At 63.8% G+C, this 16,076-nt stretch carries 15 protein-coding genes; 10 read left to right on the forward strand and 5 right to left on the reverse strand.

Features of this window, described 5'->3' with window-relative positions:
• Nucleotides 1-70: 70 nt before the first annotated feature.
• The gene (locus tag YH63_RS11540; protein ID WP_046827477.1) at nucleotides 71-997 is read right to left on the reverse strand and encodes a DMT family transporter; all 927 of its coding nucleotides are present in this window, start codon (nucleotides 995-997) and stop codon (nucleotides 71-73) included.
• Between the two features lie 220 nt (nucleotides 998-1,217).
• On the opposite strand from YH63_RS11540, the gene YH63_RS11545 reads away from it, so the two are divergent.
• The 3 genes from YH63_RS11545 (at nucleotide 1,218) to YH63_RS11555 (ending at nucleotide 4,870) form a co-directional block, all read left to right on the forward strand.
• Nucleotides 1,218-2,510 (forward strand): adenylosuccinate synthase, encoded by a 1,293-nt coding sequence (locus YH63_RS11545; protein WP_046827476.1) that lies wholly within the window; start codon nucleotides 1,218-1,220, stop codon nucleotides 2,508-2,510.
• Nucleotides 2,511-2,634: 124 nt separating this feature from the next.
• Nucleotides 2,635-4,233: a hypothetical protein gene (locus YH63_RS11550; protein WP_046827475.1), complete on the forward strand. Its 1,599-nt coding sequence runs from the start codon at nucleotides 2,635-2,637 to the stop codon at nucleotides 4,231-4,233.
• A 4-nt stretch (nucleotides 4,234-4,237) separates the two neighbouring features.
• Complete coding sequence (locus tag YH63_RS11555; RefSeq protein ID WP_046827474.1) at nucleotides 4,238-4,870, forward strand: formyltransferase family protein; 633 nt, start codon at nucleotides 4,238-4,240, stop codon at nucleotides 4,868-4,870.
• A gap of 154 nt (nucleotides 4,871-5,024) precedes the next feature.
• Here YH63_RS11555 and YH63_RS11560 read toward each other — a convergent pair whose 3' ends face one another.
• On the reverse strand, nucleotides 5,025-5,255 hold the full coding sequence (locus YH63_RS11560; RefSeq protein WP_046827473.1) for a hypothetical protein: 231 nt from the start codon (nucleotides 5,253-5,255) through the stop codon (nucleotides 5,025-5,027).
• Between the two features lie 356 nt (nucleotides 5,256-5,611).
• On the opposite strand from YH63_RS11560, the gene YH63_RS11565 reads away from it, so the two are divergent.
• The 6 genes from YH63_RS11565 (at nucleotide 5,612) to YH63_RS11590 (ending at nucleotide 12,178) form a co-directional block, all read left to right on the forward strand.
• Nucleotides 5,612-5,905 carry a hypothetical protein gene (locus YH63_RS11565; RefSeq protein WP_046827472.1) on the forward strand — a complete coding sequence of 98 codons (294 nt, stop codon included), beginning with the start codon at nucleotides 5,612-5,614 and terminating at the stop codon, nucleotides 5,903-5,905.
• Nucleotides 5,906-5,997: 92 nt separating this feature from the next.
• On the forward strand, nucleotides 5,998-6,480 hold the full coding sequence (locus tag YH63_RS11570) for a hypothetical protein (RefSeq protein WP_246658045.1): 483 nt from the start codon (nucleotides 5,998-6,000) through the stop codon (nucleotides 6,478-6,480).
• Nucleotides 6,481-6,631: 151 nt separating this feature from the next.
• Nucleotides 6,632-7,606: a Bug family tripartite tricarboxylate transporter substrate binding protein gene (locus tag YH63_RS11575; RefSeq protein WP_046827471.1), complete on the forward strand. Its 975-nt coding sequence runs from the start codon at nucleotides 6,632-6,634 to the stop codon at nucleotides 7,604-7,606.
• 414 nt (nucleotides 7,607-8,020) lie between these two features.
• The gene (locus YH63_RS11580; protein ID WP_137325181.1) at nucleotides 8,021-8,443 is read left to right on the forward strand and encodes a hypothetical protein; all 423 of its coding nucleotides are present in this window, start codon (nucleotides 8,021-8,023) and stop codon (nucleotides 8,441-8,443) included.
• Between the two features lie 544 nt (nucleotides 8,444-8,987).
• A complete protein-coding gene (locus tag YH63_RS11585) occupies nucleotides 8,988-9,404 on the forward strand; it encodes a hypothetical protein (RefSeq protein ID WP_205717111.1) in 417 nt (138 codons plus the stop codon).
• A 38-nt stretch (nucleotides 9,405-9,442) separates the two neighbouring features.
• Nucleotides 9,443-12,178 (forward strand): autotransporter outer membrane beta-barrel domain-containing protein, encoded by a 2,736-nt coding sequence (locus tag YH63_RS11590; RefSeq protein WP_046827470.1) that lies wholly within the window; start codon nucleotides 9,443-9,445, stop codon nucleotides 12,176-12,178.
• A 225-nt stretch (nucleotides 12,179-12,403) separates the two neighbouring features.
• Here the strand turns inward: YH63_RS11590 and rpoH are convergent, their stop codons facing one another.
• Both rpoH and YH63_RS11600 read right to left on the reverse strand, forming a co-directional pair.
• Nucleotides 12,404-13,303: an RNA polymerase sigma factor RpoH gene (gene rpoH / locus YH63_RS11595; RefSeq protein ID WP_046827469.1), complete on the reverse strand. Its 900-nt coding sequence runs from the start codon at nucleotides 13,301-13,303 to the stop codon at nucleotides 12,404-12,406.
• 217 nt (nucleotides 13,304-13,520) lie between these two features.
• Nucleotides 13,521-14,543, reverse strand: coding sequence for an RluA family pseudouridine synthase (locus YH63_RS11600; RefSeq protein ID WP_046827468.1), 1,023 nt, complete (start codon nucleotides 14,541-14,543; stop codon nucleotides 13,521-13,523).
• On the opposite strand from YH63_RS11600, the gene YH63_RS11605 reads away from it, so the two are divergent.
• Nucleotides 14,542-14,874: a hypothetical protein gene (locus YH63_RS11605; RefSeq protein WP_046827467.1), complete on the forward strand. Its 333-nt coding sequence runs from the start codon at nucleotides 14,542-14,544 to the stop codon at nucleotides 14,872-14,874. The genes YH63_RS11600 and YH63_RS11605 overlap by 2 nt on opposite strands.
• Nucleotides 14,875-14,923: 49 nt before the next feature.
• On the opposite strand, the gene YH63_RS11610 is transcribed toward YH63_RS11605, so the two are convergent.
• Nucleotides 14,924-15,991 carry a dienelactone hydrolase family protein gene (locus YH63_RS11610; protein ID WP_052753827.1) on the reverse strand — a complete coding sequence of 356 codons (1,068 nt, stop codon included), beginning with the start codon at nucleotides 15,989-15,991 and terminating at the stop codon, nucleotides 14,924-14,926.
• Nucleotides 15,992-16,076 lie beyond the last annotated feature (85 nt).

A 16,076-nucleotide genomic window follows, 5' to 3' on the forward strand; every position in this document is an offset into this window, starting at 1 on the left:
CGGGCTTGTCCCGGGCATCCACGTCTTCGTCGTTCCGCTCCTCGCAACGACGAATGAGAATTTCGCGGCCTCAAACCGGATTCGCCGAAGTCCGCCGCGCGGCGATGGCGACGCCCGCCAGCACCAGCGCGTAGCCTGCGAAATGGAAAGGCTGCGGCCGCTCGCCGAGGAACGTAATGGCGAGCAGCGATCCGAACACCGGGATCAGGTGGAAAAACGTTGCTGCGCGGTTCGCGCCGATCAGTTCGACCCCGCGATTGAAGAACAGATAGGAGAGGATCGAGGGAAAGATCGCGACATAGGCCAGCGTCAGCGCATTGTTCACGGTCAGTGCCGGGTGGTGTCCGCTCGCGGCTTCCACGATCACGGCGGGAATCAGCAACAGCGCTCCATAGCCGGACGTGAAGGCGACGAAGGCGAGCGGATGAATCGTAGGCCGTTTCATCGCCAGCACCGAGTAGACTCCGAAGATGACCATCGCGACGAGGAAGATCACGTCGCCCTTGTTCAGGTGGATCGCGGCAAGCGTCGCCGGATGGCCGCGTGACAGAATGGTGAGGACGCCGAGCAGCGAAATGCCGATGCCGATGGTCTGCGGCCAGGTGAGGCGGATGCCGAGCAGGGCGAGCGACCAGAGCGCCACGAACAGCGGCCCTGCGGACTGGATCAGCAGCGCATTCAGCGCCTCGGTGGATTGCAGGCCGAGATAGGCGATGGCGTTGTAGCCGGCGAGCCCGGTGAGGGACAGCAGCGTGAGAATCGGCAGGTGTTTGCGGATCACCGGCCAATCGGCCCGGAGATGCCGCCATGCGAACGGCAACGTGATCAGGCAAGCGAAGCCCCAGCGCAGGAAGGACAGCGCCATCGGCGGAAAATCGGCTGCGATGAAGCGCCCCAGCACGATGTTACCGGCCCAGAACAGGGCGGCGAGCGACAGCAGCACATAGGGCTGGTTCTTTAGCCAATTGGCCGGAGAACGCGGGGCGGGATCGTTCATGTCGGTGGCGGATTGGAGACTTTGCAAGGGTGCTCGGGACTGGCCGGAATTATTTGGGGATATCAATGATTTGCACCCCATTCGGCGCGAGCGTCAACCGCCGTTGGCGCTTGCGTCCCATGCGCGCATCCGTTATCCGATGATGCCTCGCACATGAGCGGCCCTGGCTGCAAGGCGCTGGATTTTCGGCAGATTTGCGGGTCGAGGAGATTCTCTGGAAATGGCCAATGTTGTCGTCGTCGGCGCCCAGTGGGGCGACGAAGGGAAAGGCAAGATCGTCGATTGGTTGTCGGAGCAGGCCGACATCGTCGTTCGCTTTCAGGGTGGGCATAATGCCGGCCATACCCTCGTCATCAACGGCAAGACCTACAAGCTCGCGCTGCTGCCGTCGGGCGTGCTGCGGCCGTCGAAGCTGTCGGTGATCGGCAACGGCGTGGTGTTCGACCCGCAGGCGTTTCTCGCCGAACTCGACAAGCTGCGGTCCCAGGACGTGTCGATCACGCGCGACAATCTGCGCATCGCCGAGAACGTCACGCTGATCCTGCCGCTGCATCGCGAACTGGATTCAGTGCGGGAGAACGCCAGCAAGGCCACCGCCATCGGCACCACCCAGCGCGGTATCGGCCCGGCCTATGAGGACAAGGTCGGCCGGCGTGCGATCCGGCTGATGGATCTCGCCGACCCCGAGACGTTGCCGCACAAGATCGACCGCCTGCTCGCGCATCACAACGCGCTGCGGCGTGGCCTGAACCTGTCCGAGATCGACGGCAAGGACGTCCTGTCCGAGTTGATGGCGGTTGCGCCGAAGGTGCTGCCGTTCGCCGATTCAGTCTGGAACCTGCTCGACCAGAAGCGCCGCGAAGGCAAGCGCATCCTGTTCGAAGGCGCGCAGGGCGCGCTGCTCGACGTCGATCACGGCACTTATCCCTACGTCACCTCGTCCAACACCGTGGCGGCGCAGGCCGCGACCGGCACCGGCATGGGGCCGAGCGCGGTGGGCTATGTACTCGGCATCTGCAAGGCCTACACCACCCGCGTCGGGCAGGGACCGTTTCCGACCGAACAGGACAACGACATCGGAAAGCTGATCGGAGAGCGCGGCCGCGAATTCGGCACCAACACTGGCCGTCCGCGCCGCTGCGGCTGGTTCGACGCCGTACTGGTGCGGCAGACCGCGCGCACCAGCGGGATCAACGGACTCGCCCTGACCAAGCTCGACATCCTCGACGGCTTCGATGAGATCCAGGTCTGTGTCGGCTACACGCTGGACGGCAAGGAGATCGACCATCTCCCCGCAGGCGAGGGCGCCCAGGCGCGCGTCGTGCCGATCTATGAAACCATCGAAGGCTGGAAAGAGCCGACGGCCAACGCCCGGTCGTGGGCGGACCTGCCGGCGCAGGCCATCAAGTATGTTCGCCGGGTCGAGGAATTGGTCGGCTGCCCGATCGCGCTGCTTTCCACCAGCCCCGAACGTGAGGATACTATCCTCGTGCAAAATCCGTTCGAGGCATAAGGATGGCCGGGCCCCGGTTTTCGGATCAGGCCATGGACAAAAAGAGCACGATCTTCGAGCAGGTTGTGAGGATTGACGTTTTTTAAGTACAGGGTTTGTAAAGAATCCTGCAGACTGGACGAGGATGGCTGATTACTACCCGCTCATAGCCCGTGCCATCGCCGGACTGGACCCCAGTGCTCCCGGCGAGCAGCGTCGTGCGCTCTATGAACGCGCGCGGACAGCCCTGATTTCCCAGTTGCGCGGCGTGCAGCCCGCATTGAGCGAAGCCGAAATCACCCGCGAGCGCCTGGCGCTCGAAGACGCAGTGCGCCGGGTCGAAGCCGACGCCGCCCGCCGCGCTGCGGCGCTTCAGGGCAATGAACCGCCGCGCGAGCGTCCCGCCGCGCCGCCGCCACCGGGTCCTTCCGCACCGCCGCCGTCCGCGCAGCCGCGCGCGCCGCTGCCGGGCCGCCGCGAAGGTCCGCGCCCGGGCGATGCCCTGCGGGAAAGCGCGCGCAGCGCGCGTGGCGGAACCGCGCCGCCCCCGCCAGGCCGGCCGGCTCCGCGACCCGATGCGAATGGAGCACCGGAGCAGCGTCCGCCGCGCAACCTGCGCGGCGATCAGCCGCCGCCGACCCGCGCCCAGCCGCCCGGTCCCCAGCAAGGTCTGCCAACGTCCATGCGTGACGTCCGCGCGCGCGATCAGCGCAGCGACGACACCCGCATGCTCGATGAATTCACGGAAGGCGCGCGCATGCCGCGCCGCGCACCGCAAGGCTCGGGCATGCGCGATGTGGTCGCGGACGCCAACGACCTCGGCAGCGCCACCCGTTCGGCGCGGCGCAGCCAGGCGCAGGACTTTCCCGATCAGCGCGGCGGCCCGGCGCCGTACAGCTACGACGAATCCGCCGAAGAGGCCGGGCGCTATCAGCCGAACGACCGGCCGCGCGCCCGCATTCAATCGCGCGACGAACCGGAAACCGCCAAGCGCGGCTTTCCGGTCAAGACCGCCATCGCGGTCTGCGTCGCCATCATCGCCATCGGCGGCGCGGTCTGGGGCGGGCCGAAGGTGTATTCGCTGGTCAAGTCGCTGACCACGAAGCCTGCGCAGCAACAGGCCGATACCGCGCAGAAGGATGCCTCGGGAACGCGGCCGAAGATCACCGATCGGGTGGGCCAGCCCGGCTCGGCGCAGATTGCGCCGGTGGCGCAGCGTGTGGTGCTCTATGACGAGGACCCCTCGGCGCCGCAGGGCAAGCAGTATGTCGGCTCGGTGATCTGGCGCACCGAAGCGGTCAAGGTGCCCGCCGGTCAGCCGCCGGATATCGGCGTGCGCGCCGACATCGATATTCCCGAGCGCAAGATCAAGATGTCGCTCTCGATCCGCCGCAACACCGATGCGTCGCTGCCCGCGAGCCACACCGCCGAACTCACCTTCGTGCTGCCGCCGGACTTCGGCACCACCATCGCCAACGTGCCGGGCGTGCTGATGAAGTCCAACGAGCAGGCGCGCGGCACGCCACTGGCCGGGCTCGCGGTGAAGGTCACCGACGGCTTCTTCCTGGTCGGGCTGTCGAATGTCGAGGCCGACAAGTCGCGGAACCTGCAGCTTCTGAAGGAACGGTCGTGGTTCGATATTCCGCTGGTCTACGCCAACCAGCGCCGTTCGATCATCGCCATCGAAAAGGGCGCGCCGGGCGAGCGCGCGTTCAACGAAGCATTCACGGCCTGGGGGCAGTGATCCTATGAAAATAACGCTTGCCGGCTCGCGCCACTTTGGCGTGGAGACGCTGAACATGATGCGCGGTCATGGCATCGAGGTGATCCGCGTCGTGGTCGCCGACGGCGAGGACCGTCTCGCCACAGCCGCGCGCGCCGCGGGCATCGAGGTCGTGGTGCAGGCGAAGCCGAAGCTGATCGTGGCGGCGGAAATCGCGCCCGGCACCGATCTCATCGTCACCGCGCACAGCCACGCGCTCGTTAGCGAGGGCGCGCTGCAAGCCTCCAAACATGGCGGCATCGGCTATCACCCGTCGCTGCTGCCGCGTCATCGCGGCATCGCCGCGGTGGAATGGACCATCAAGGAAGGCGACGCGATCGCCGGCGGCACGATCTATCACCTGTCGGAGCGGCTCGACGCCGGTGCGATCGCCGCGCAGGACTGGGTGTTTGTGAAGAAGAACGAGACCGCGCGCGAACTGTGGGAGCGGGCGCTGGCGCCGCTCGGACTCAGGCTGCTGGCGCAGGTGATCGATCAGGCCAAGACCAGCGGCAACCTGCCGTCGATGCCGCAGGACGAGCAGTTCGCGACCCATGCGCCGCGGCTCGACAAGGAAACGCCGCACGCCGCGCGAAAAAGCGCGGCGTCGGGATCGTAGTTTTCCGCAGCTTCATCTGTGAAATTTTCAGTGTCGTCCCCGCGAAAGCGGGGACCCATACTCCCGATGGCAGATGGGAGAACGCATCAGCATGCACCCCCACCCCGACCGGCTTCGCCGGTCGACCCTCCCCGCAAGGGGGAGGGATGAAGAGTCACGCAGCACGAGTCTCGCCGACGCGCACCGCGCTCGAAACAAGATCGCTGGCGTCGGTCACGCCGTCGGCGGCACGGCGCACGATGGTCTGCGCCATCTTCGCCTTGGTCGCGGGTGTGCGGTTCTCCTGCGCGATCTGTTCGACGGCGATGTCGAGAATTTTCCTCAACGTAGCGACATAATCCGGATCGAATTTTTCGTTGAGGTTGTTCAGCGGGCGATTGACCATACGCTTCTCCTCTTTGGTATTTCAAAACGTGATCGCGAATTTGCATCTGCGATCGCGCCTGCGGTGAGCGGGCGGACCATGCTTGCGCAATGGGGCAGATGTGAGTCAGCACTGCGAATTGCGCATACACCGATGTGAACTTGGAAAAGCTCCAGTCACATTTCCTTCAAACAGGTTACGATACCGCAACGCACTTTGACGGTTGATGCGGAGAATCGCACCACATCTTGTGTCGCCGAATAGACTTTCGATGCGGTGCAATGCATGCTTTCACAGGAACGTCAAAATCGTGAACGCCGGAACTGCGGTTACGTTCGCGGAACACAATTCAAATTGAACACTCCCAAGGAGAGAAGATGGCCGACACTCCCGCAATACCTTCCGATCCGAACTTCATTCCGATCGAAGGCATCATGGAGGCACCGGTGATCTTCTTCGAAGTGTGCCCCACGTTCGGCAACAATGGCGGCCTGCTCAATCTGATGCTGGCGACCGGCCTGATCGACTCCGCGCCCCATGGCAAGGTCGTCAGCCGCGTGAAAGCAGTGGCGCATCTGCGCATGACGGCCGCCGCTGCGGTGAACCTGCGCGACACGCTCAACAATGCGCTGGCGATGGGCGCGCCGAAGCCCGAGGGCCGGGCGAACTGATTAGCGCCGCACCGCGGCTGCGCGTGATGTGTTGCAAAGGATGATCCATGATGTTTCGCACAATGATGTTTCGCACAACGAATCTTCGCACAATGAGCATCCGCACACCGGATTCCCGGACAGTGATGCAGCATGCGCTCGCGGCGCTGGCCGCGCTCGCGGTTGCGTTGCTGGCGTGGCCGCTGGCAGCGCAGCATGCGACGCCGAGCAAGCCGTTCCTGGAAAAGAACGCCTTCTATCTGCGCTCGGCCGGGTTCCGGATTCAGTTCGCCAATGACGCGGCGGGCCAGCGCGCGCTGAAAGCACTACCGCCGCACCGTTTCGTGGTGCACAAGGCCGGCGGCGCGCCGCGGTATGTCTATGCCGATCCCGGCGTGTGCAATTGCATCTTCAGCGGGACGCAGGACAACTACAAATCCTATCTGGATATCCTGCGCCAGCCGTTGCCCGGCGTCGATGACGTGTCGCCGGATTACAAGACGCAGGCGAGCGCGCTGCTGCTGGACCAGCCGGTCGACTTCGGCATGACCAACAACGACGACAGCCTGTCGGATTATTTCCGCGACTATCTGTAACCCGATACGCCGCTTCTGCTCTTGTGCGCTGCCATAAGCGCGCCGCGCGCATCGCGCGCCTTGTTTGCTCTCGTTTGTTTGTTACGCTCCGGTGTTGTCCATCAACACATGCTGACCGCGCGCCAAGTCGCGGCAGCCGGGGAGAAACAAAATGGCTTCACGACGCGCCGCGGTCGGTCTGATCGCGATGGGCTTTACTGCACTCGTTTCAATGGGCGGCGCTGCGGCGCAGGATTATCCGACGCGACCGGTGCGCTGGGTTGTCGGCTATCCGCCGGGCGGCGCCACCGATATTCTCGCGCGCCTGGTCGGCCAGCGGCTGTCGGAGCGGCTGAACCAGCAGTTCGTGATCGAGAACAAGCCGGGCGCCGGCAACAATGTCGGCACCGAGTCCGTGGTGAATGCCGAGCCCGATGGCTACACGGTGCTGCTGGTCAATCCCGCCAACGGCATCAATGCCTCGCTCTACGCGAAGCTGAGCTTCAACTTCATCCGCGACATCGCACCGGTGGCCGGCCTCGCGCGGGTGCCGAATGTCATGGTGGTGCCGAAGGATTTCCCGGCGAAGTCCGTCGAGGAATTCATCGCCTACGCGAAGGCCAATCCGGGCAAGGTCAACATGGCCTCATCGGGCAACGGCACCTCGATCCACCTCTCGGGCGAACTGTTCAAGGCGATGACCGGCGTCGAGATGCTGCACGTTCCGTATCGCGGCTCCGCGCCGGCGATCACCGATCTGCTCTCGGGGCGGGTGCAGGTGATGTTCGACAACATGCCGTCTGCGATTTCGCACATCAGGGCGGGCACGTTGCGCGCGCTGGCGGTGACCACGGCGTCGCGCTCGGCCGAGTTGCCCGACGTTCCGACCGTCGGCGACAGTGTGAAGGGCTATGAAGCCAGCGCGTGGTTCGGCATGGGCGCGCCGAAGAACACGCCGAAGGAGATCATCGCCAGGCTCAACAAGGAGATCAACGCGATCCTTGCCGAGCCCGAGATGAAGAAGAAGATCGCGGACATGGGCGGCATCACGCTCACCGGCTCGCCGGAGGATTTCGGCAAGATCATCGCGTCCGAAACCGACAAGTGGGAGAAGGTCGTCAAGTTCGCGGGCGCGCGGGTGGAGTAGATGGTTGAGCTTTGAGCAGAGCGAGCCTGCTCCCTCTCCCCGCTTGCGGGGAGAGGTGAAGACCTCGTCGTCATTGCGAGCGAAGCGAAGCAATCCAGAATTCTTGAGAGAAACAAGGCTGGATTGCTTCGTCACTACGCTCCTCGCAATGACGGGCGCGGATTAACGAAAATGTCGCTTCACTCCGGTCATCCCCGCGAAAGCGGGGATCCATTCTTTGCAGCGAGTGAAGTCTCAAAGATTTAGGGCTGGGTCCCCGCTTTCGCGGGGACGACATCCGTACCGATTATTACGCGAGGGGCTTGATGTCGTCTGTTTTTGATCCTTTGGTGGAGTTAAGCCGACAACCAATGTCGCAGGACGATTTCACATTTTATCATCAATATTTTGCATAACTCAGAAGTTGATAGCGTAGTGGCTATTTCGGGAGCTGCTTTGCTCGAAGCGGCGGTAACACAAGCTTTGCTTTCGCGGTTACGTGAAAGCAAAACCGGTAATCGCGAATTGTTTCGAGGCAACGCCCCACTTTCTAGTTTTTCTTCCATTACCCAGATGGCATTTGCTTTGAACGTATTCGGGAAAGAGTACCGACACGATATTGACGGGGTTCGACACATTCGGAACGCCTTTGCGCACTCGCCGAAAGAGCTAAGATTTGCAACGAAAGCTATTTCTGATGTGTGCGATACTTTCTATGCGCTTCGCGTTGCCCCTAAGTTCAATGAGGCGCCCACGACAGCTCGGGATAAATTCAGTTTCACTGTGCGAACTGTTGGGATGTTTCTGATTCTGGCTTCAGCAGAATTGATGACTCCCCTTAAGTCTGATTTGCCATAGTCATAGGAAAATATTCCTTGACATCCTCTCCGCATTAACGCATCCTCATCCCATCCCGCCTCACTTGAGGGGCGTTGCCAGGGACGCTTGAGAGCGCGGGGCGGGATGCGGCGCCTGCGCGCGCGGGAGAGACGTTCTCCCTCGCGTCCGGGAGGCTTCGGGTGATCGTCTGGGCCAACTACGTGGCTCCGCCTTCAGTGGCTGGACGCGGACAGGATGAACGCGGGCGAAAGTCCGCCGGATCGGGGCGTGAAAGCGCTCGTCCTGTCCCGGAAGAACGATCCCGTCGCCAAAAATCGCCCATAGCAGTCGCAGACTGCGTAAACTTGTCTGCATACGGAGCGCCGAAAGGCGATGCGCGGTGCGGCTTGTCCGCGTCGCGACTCCACCCAACGTGCGCCTTTCGGCGTTCCGTCCCCTCATGTTTCGAGGGGATGAGGTGAGGCGAGGCCGCCGCGCGCGATGCGCGCGACAGACGGCGCGTGCGCGAGCCTCCGCGCGAAAATCATTCCACGCCATTTTCAATCATCACGGAGCGCTGCCGATGACGGCGAGATTCAGCCTCGAAGGTCCCTACGGTTTCAACGGCACGGAGAACGCGCGCCTGAAGGGCGAAACGCGCGCCGCGCACACCGCGCGTGATTACGATTATTGCGCACTCGTCGTGGCGCGCGCGGAGATGGATTTCCTGCGCGCGTACCGCAAGTGTCCCGATGGCGCGTGCCGCCGCACGCGGCGTTGCGCCGGGCCAGCGTTTTCCTGCCGCGCGGTTTTCAGCGGTCGGTTGCTCGGATGGCTCGAGCAGGGCGCCGCGATCGATTTCGCCTACGCAGAGTTACAGCGCCGGCGCGCGGCAATTGATTCAAGTTGCGCAGGTGTGTTGCGCAATCGGCATATGTGGAACCCGGATGTGCAAATTGCGGCGCAGAGTGATTCGGGTTTACGCTGCAACATCGTTTGAACGAATGCGGGGCGGGGGCATCGCGGCGGGAGAACGAAATGCAGGACGGCGAGAGCTCCCGCGCGCGCGGGAGTGCTGTGCGCGACAACAAGAACAATAAGGTCTGCAAGATCCGCGCTGACCTTCTTGCCTCCACCGCATTGATTGTCCTTGCTGTGGCTGGCGCCGGCAGCGGCCCTGCTCTCGCCGCTTGCGACAATCACACGCCCGCCACAGGGCAGGCCGCGGTTTGCGACACATCGGCTCCCAATCCTGACACCCTGGGTGTGCAAGCCGTGGGCGGCAGCACCGGCGTCGCCGTCAATATCGGAGCGGGCGCCAGCGTCGCGGTTCAGCGCGTCACGAGTCCCACTGCCATCAGGGTGGATACAAGCAGCCAGGTCACCAATGACGGCTCGATCAGCCTGACCGGCGGCGGAGGCACCGGCGGCAATCGCGGTGCGGGCATTGTCGGGTTGGGCAACAACAATATCCTCATCAACAACGGCTCGATCTCGACGACCGGCGGTTTCAACGATGGCATGGCCGCCAACGGCAGCGGCAACGCGCTGACCAACAACGGCACGATCACGACCAATGGGCCGAATGCCTACGGCATGACAGCGGCGTGGGGACAAACCAACACGGGACAAGCCAACAACACGCTAACAAACAACGGTACCGTGACGACCAACGGGACCAGCGCTCGCGCGGTGTCCATTCTCGGTCAGAACGGTGTGGTCGTGAACACCGGGACGCTAACCACCAACGGAAGCTCAAGCACTGTTGTCTACATGCAGGGCAACAACGCCAGACTGACCAACAGCGGGGTGATCCACGCGACGGGCTCCGGTTCGGAAGGCGTCTTTTCCAACACCGCAGGATCGGGCTTTACCGCCACCATCCAGAATCTCACCGGCGGCCAGATCATCAGCGATCAGGGACCGGCGGTCCGCACGCTGAACGGCGCAACGAACGTTACGAATGCGGGGTTGCTGAGCGGCGGCAACGGAGTCGCTCTGCAGGGCGGCGGCGGGAACGTAACGCTCACGCTGCAAACCGGCTCAAGAATCGTCGGGCTGGCGGACGGCGGCGGGGGAGCCAATCAGGTTATTCTCCAGGGCTCCGGCCTGATCGACAACGCCTTCACCAATTTCCCGACATTGACGATGTCAGGGACTGATTGGACATGGGCGGGCATCGGCGATTTCGCCAACACATTTCTCAACAGCGGTAATTTCCGTTTGGGCGCCAATCTGACCGGCAACGTGTCGATCGCCGCAGGCGCAAGCCTTCTCGCCGGTAACGGCGTCAATCCCACCATCTCCCCGAACTCGAGCGGCACGCCGATCACGGTGACGAACGCGGGCGCGATTGATCTCACCAACGGGGGATCGACCGCCATGAACACGCTGACCGTTGCCGGCAATTATGTCGGTGCGGGCGGCACGCTGCGTCTCAACGCCGTGTTGGGCACGGACGGTTCGCCGTCCGACAAGCTGGTGATCGCAGGCGCCGGTGCATCGGCCAGCGGTTCGACCGGCATTGCCATGGTCAACGCGGGCGGCGGCGGCTCAGCGACGCTCAGCGACGGCATCAACGTGGTGCAGGTGACAGGCGGCGCGACCACTGCGCCGGGCAGCTTCTCGCTTGCAGGTCCCGCGGTCGCGGGTGCCTATGAATATCTGCTCTACAAAGGTGGCTTGGGCGGCGCCAATCCGGACAACTGGTATCTGCGCTCAACGATCCTGGTGCCGATAACGCCACCACCGCCCGGCGTGCCGCCGGCCCCCGAGCCGCCGCAGCCCTTGCCTTTGCCGGCTGCGCCGCCTCCGGGATTCGCCGTGGTGCAGTTGATCCGTCCGGAAGTCGCGGTGCATTCCGTGGTGCCGGACCTGACGCGGACGCTGGGGCTTGCCGCGCTCGGTACATTCCACGAACGGCGCGGCGATCAGGCGCTGCTCGACACCGCCCCCGCCGCGTGGGGCCGTGCGTTCGGTCAGCACCGCAAAGAGCAATACACAGGCGGCGTCAGACCGGATTTCAGCGGCACCATTGCCGGATTTCAGGCTGGTTTTGACGCGTGGCGGTTTGAGACGTTCGACAGCGTACGCAATCTCGTCGGCGTGTCGGTGGGACATGCGCGTGCGAGCGGCGATGTCAGCGGCTTCGTGATCGGTGTCGAAGGCGCTCGCGCCGGCGTGATCGATCTGGGCGCCACCAGCGTGGGCGGCTACTGGACGATGATCGGCTCGCAGGGCTGGTACATCGACACGGTGGTGCAGGGCGATTTTATCGATGGCTCGCCGCACTCGGATCGCGGGATCGCTGCGAAAGTCTCCGGTGCGAATTTCGCTGCGTCGGTGGAGGGTGGCTTGCCGATTCCTCTCGGCGCGGGAATCGCAATCGAGCCGCAGGCGCAGTTCATCTATCAGCACCTCGGACTGAACGGCACGAGCGATGGACTCTCAAACATCGCTTTCGCGCAGTCAGACATCGTCAACGGCCGTATCGGCGCGCGCCTGAAGGGCACCTTCGGCAGCGGCGATGCAGTGTGGACGCCTTACCTGAAAGGCGATGTGTGGTGGCGCACCGCGGGCCTCGACAACGTTGCATTCGCGACCAACGTCATTTCGACGGTGCGCAATTCCGGGCCAGCGGTGGAAGTCGGCGGCGGCGTCAGCGGCAGGCTCACGCAGGCCGTCAGCCTCTACGGCGAGGCCAGCTATCGCACGGCGATCGACGACAGCCTGAGAGTCTACAAAGGCAACATCGGCTTGCGCGTGTCGTGGTGATGTTGGATTTTCCCCCTCTCCCCTTGTGGGAGAGGGTGGTTCGAGCGTAGCGAGAACCGGGTGAGGGGGTCTTTTCGCGCCTATGACGATTTACCCCTCACCCGGCGCGATGCTCACTGCGTTCGCATCTTGCCACCCTCTCCCACAAGGGGAGAGGGGAAGAAGGAACGGACACAAAAAAGCCGGCCCGAAGGCCGGCTTTCGCAACTCGTGATGCGCAGGAAGTTAGTACGCCGCTTCCAGCGCCGCCTGTTCGGCGCGCGCGACGGTGGTCTTCACCGCCGCCTGCACCTTCTCGAACGCGCGGACCTCGATCTGCCGCACGCGCTCGCGCGACACGCCGAATTCGGCGGCGAGGTCTTCCAGCGTCATCGGCTCTTCAGCCAGACGCCGCGCCTCGAAGATCCGGCGCTCGCGGTCGTTGAGCACGCCCATCGCGCCGGTCAGGGCGCTGCGGCGATGATCGAACTCCTCGCTCTCCGCCATGATGGCTTCCTGGTTGGGCGAGGTATCGACCAGCCAGTCCTGCCATTCGCCGGGTTCGCCGTCGTCGCGGATCGGCGCGTTGAGCGACGCGTCGCCGCCGAGGCGGCGGTTCATGTCGATCACGTCCTGCTCGGTGACGCCGAGGGAGGTTGCGATCTGCTTCACCTGATCGGGGCGAAGATCGCCCTCTTCAAGCGCGGAGATCTTGCTCTTCGCCTTGCGCAGGTTGAAGAACAGCTTCTTCTGGTTCGCGGTGGTGCCCATTTTCACGAGCGACCACGAACGCAGGATGTATTCCTGGATCGACGCCTTGATCCACCACATCGCGTAGGTGGCCAGGCGGAAGCCCTTTTCGGGCTCGAAACGTTTCACCGCCTGCATCAGGCCGACGTTGCCCTCCGAGACGACCTCGGAAATCGGCAGGCCGTAGCCGCGATAGCCCATGGCAATCTTGGCCACGAGCCGCAGATGGCTGGTGACAAGCTGATGCGCCGCATCGCGGTCGTCATGTTCCCGCCAACGCTTCGCCAGCATGTATTCCTGCTGCGGCTCCAGCATCGGGAACTTGCGGATTTCAGTCAGGTAGTGAGCAAGACCGGATTCTCCGTTGAGAACCGGAAGAGTAGCTGCACGGGCCATGTCGCGCCCTCCAGAGTTCACGCCCCCGATAGCGGCGGGCGAGGCAGGCCATCTGCTGTGTCAAAGCCAGAAGCGCTGCAATGTTCCGCGCCGGGACGATCCCTGCGCAGGTGCAACATACTCCAAAACCCGAGGGGGAGGGAAGAACAAAACGAGGTCACGAACCCGTGACCCGGGTTAAATGTCTGTAACCATGCGTCTTTTTAGCGCATCCCTTTTAGTCTATTCTACGAAGGGCTGCCTCAAGCAGAACCAAATCCTCCGGCAGCGCCGATTCCCAGTGCAAAATCTCTCCGGACACCGGGTGTTCGATTACCAGCAAATATGCATGGAGGGCCTGTCTGCCAAGGGCAGTCAACGCGGCCTGGCTTTGCGGCCCGAGCTGGCGGGCCTTGGTCTTGAAGCCGGAGCCGTAGACCTCGTCGCCCAGCAGGGGGTGACCGAGATGGGCGAGGTGGACGCGGATCTGGTGGGTGCGGCCGGTCTCGAGCTGGCAGGCGAGCAGGGAGGCGACCGGTTTTGTATCGCGGCCGTTGAAGGCCTCGATCATCTCCCAGTGGGTAACCGCGTCGCGGCCTCCCTGGCGCACCGCCATTTTCTCACGGCTATACGGGTGCCGGTCGATCGGCTGGTCGATGGTGCCGGTTTTGCGGCTCGGCGCGCCCCACGCAAAGGCCATGTAGCCGCGCCGCATCTCGCCGGTGCGGCCATGGTCGGCGAACTGCGCCGACAGCGACTGGTGGGCGCGGTCGTTCTTGGCCACCACCATCAGGCCGGTGGTGTCCTTGTCGAGCCGGTGGACGATGCCGGGACGGCGGACCCCGCCAATTCCAGAGAGGCTTGCGCCGCAGTGGGCAATCAGCGCGTTGACCAGCGTTCCGGTCTCGTGCCCGGCGGCGGGATGCACCACGAGGTTCTTCGGCTTGTTGATGACGATGATGTCGTCGTCTTCGAACACGATATCGAGCGGGATGTCCTCACCCTCGGGCTCGGCGGGGGCGGCGGGCGGAACGTCGATTGTGATCGTATCGCCCGCATTGACATGATAAGCGGGGTCGCGAACCGGGGCGCTGCCGATGCTCACCTGGCCTGCGAGGATCAGCGCTTTCAGGCGCGAGCGCGACAGGTCGGGACTGCGGACGGCGAGCACGCGGTCCAGCCGCCGCGATCCCTCGTCGCCTTCGACCGTGACCTCGTGACGGCTGTTTTCGTTTTCGGAAGAGTTAGAAGAGCTTTGCATGTCTGAAACTGTTGCGCCCGATCCGACCCCCGAGCAAGCCGCGCTGATCGCGCGGGTGCGCCGGATGATGTTGATCGCAGGCCTGACCACCGCCGTCGGTGTCGGGGCCTTGCTGGTCGCCATCGGCTACCGCCTTTTCCGCACCGATGGAAGCGTCCAGGTGACGGACGTGACCGCGACCCTGCCGAAGGGCGCGCGGATCGTCTCGACCGCCACTGCAGGGGACCGGCTGGCGGTGACCGTCGATATCGGCGGCGCGACGGAAATCCGCACCTATGACGCCAAGACCCTGAAGCCGGTCGGGCGGCTGAAATTCGCTCTTGAGCCGTGAGAGCGGTAAAAGTGGCGGACGGCCGCAGCCATCCGCCAACAAGCGATAATCAGGGCTGCGCCAGCTTCGCTTTCAGGAAGTCGGTCATCCCCTTTGAGTACTCGGCCGCCTGATCGCCTTCGCTGCCGATCGTGACGCCCTTGTGCAGGAAGCCGCCCTTGACGGAATAAGTGGTGAGCGCCTGAGCGGTCACCGTCGGGTCGGCCTTGCCGGTGCGCATGTTATAAAACGTGCCCTGATCGTCCATGTAGATCGTCGGATAGATGGTGGACGTCACCGCGGCTGGAATTTCCGTTCGCGGTACGCCCGCGCGATCGAACGCATGCAGCGCGCCCGGAAACAGCTCCATGATCACATCCTGCTTGGCGACGTCCATGGCATGCGCCGCATCCTGACATTGCTGCGGAGACACCCAGTTGTCGCGGTCGCCCGACATGATCAGCAGGCTCGCCCCGTCCGCGAGGCGCGAGGAACGGAACTGCACGCCGCACCAGGGATAACCCGCAACGACGGCGCGCAGGCCCTTGCCCTTGCCGAGAACGGCATCCGACACCGGCGCAGCGGCGGCCATCATGACCGCCGTTCCGCCGCGGCTGCCGCCTGTGGCGCCGAGCCGTGCCGGGTCAATCTCCTTGCGCGTGCGCAGATATTTGGCGGCAGCGAGAACGTCATAGGCGCTTGCAGCGAAGGTCAACTGCCCTTGATCCGCAATGGTGTCCTTGATGCCGCGTCCGAAGAAGGGATCGACGATCAGCACGCCAAGTCCTGCTGATGTGAGCGCTGCGGCGTGCGCGATATGATGCGGGCCAAGATTGCCGCTGCCGGGTGTTTCGATCACGGTTGGCACAGGGCCCTTGGCATTTGCCGGCAGGAAGAGCTGCGCCGTGAGCGTCACCGTCTTGCCCATCTCACCCTTCATGAGCGGGCCGTAATCGGCAGGGTTGGCGCTGTCGAACTTGACGAGTTCGCCGCGAAGGCCGTTCGGCAGGACCAGCGGGGTCGTTGCGAACTCTGACGAATCCACCTTCGGAAGCGGCGTTTGTGCGGACGCGGTCCCGGCCGCCAGAACGCTGAGCAGGGCGAGGGCCGTTCGATACGCGATTTTGCTGCGAAGCATCGAAATTTCTCCCGGAACGGTTTGTAGCTGAGCATTTGCAGCGCGGTTATCGCGCCGGCGTCAGCCTTCAATGGCCGGGTAACCT

It is taken from the genome of Afipia massiliensis (genome assembly GCF_001006325.2).
GTDB classification, from domain to species: Bacteria; Pseudomonadota; Alphaproteobacteria; order Rhizobiales; family Xanthobacteraceae; genus Afipia; species Afipia massiliensis_A.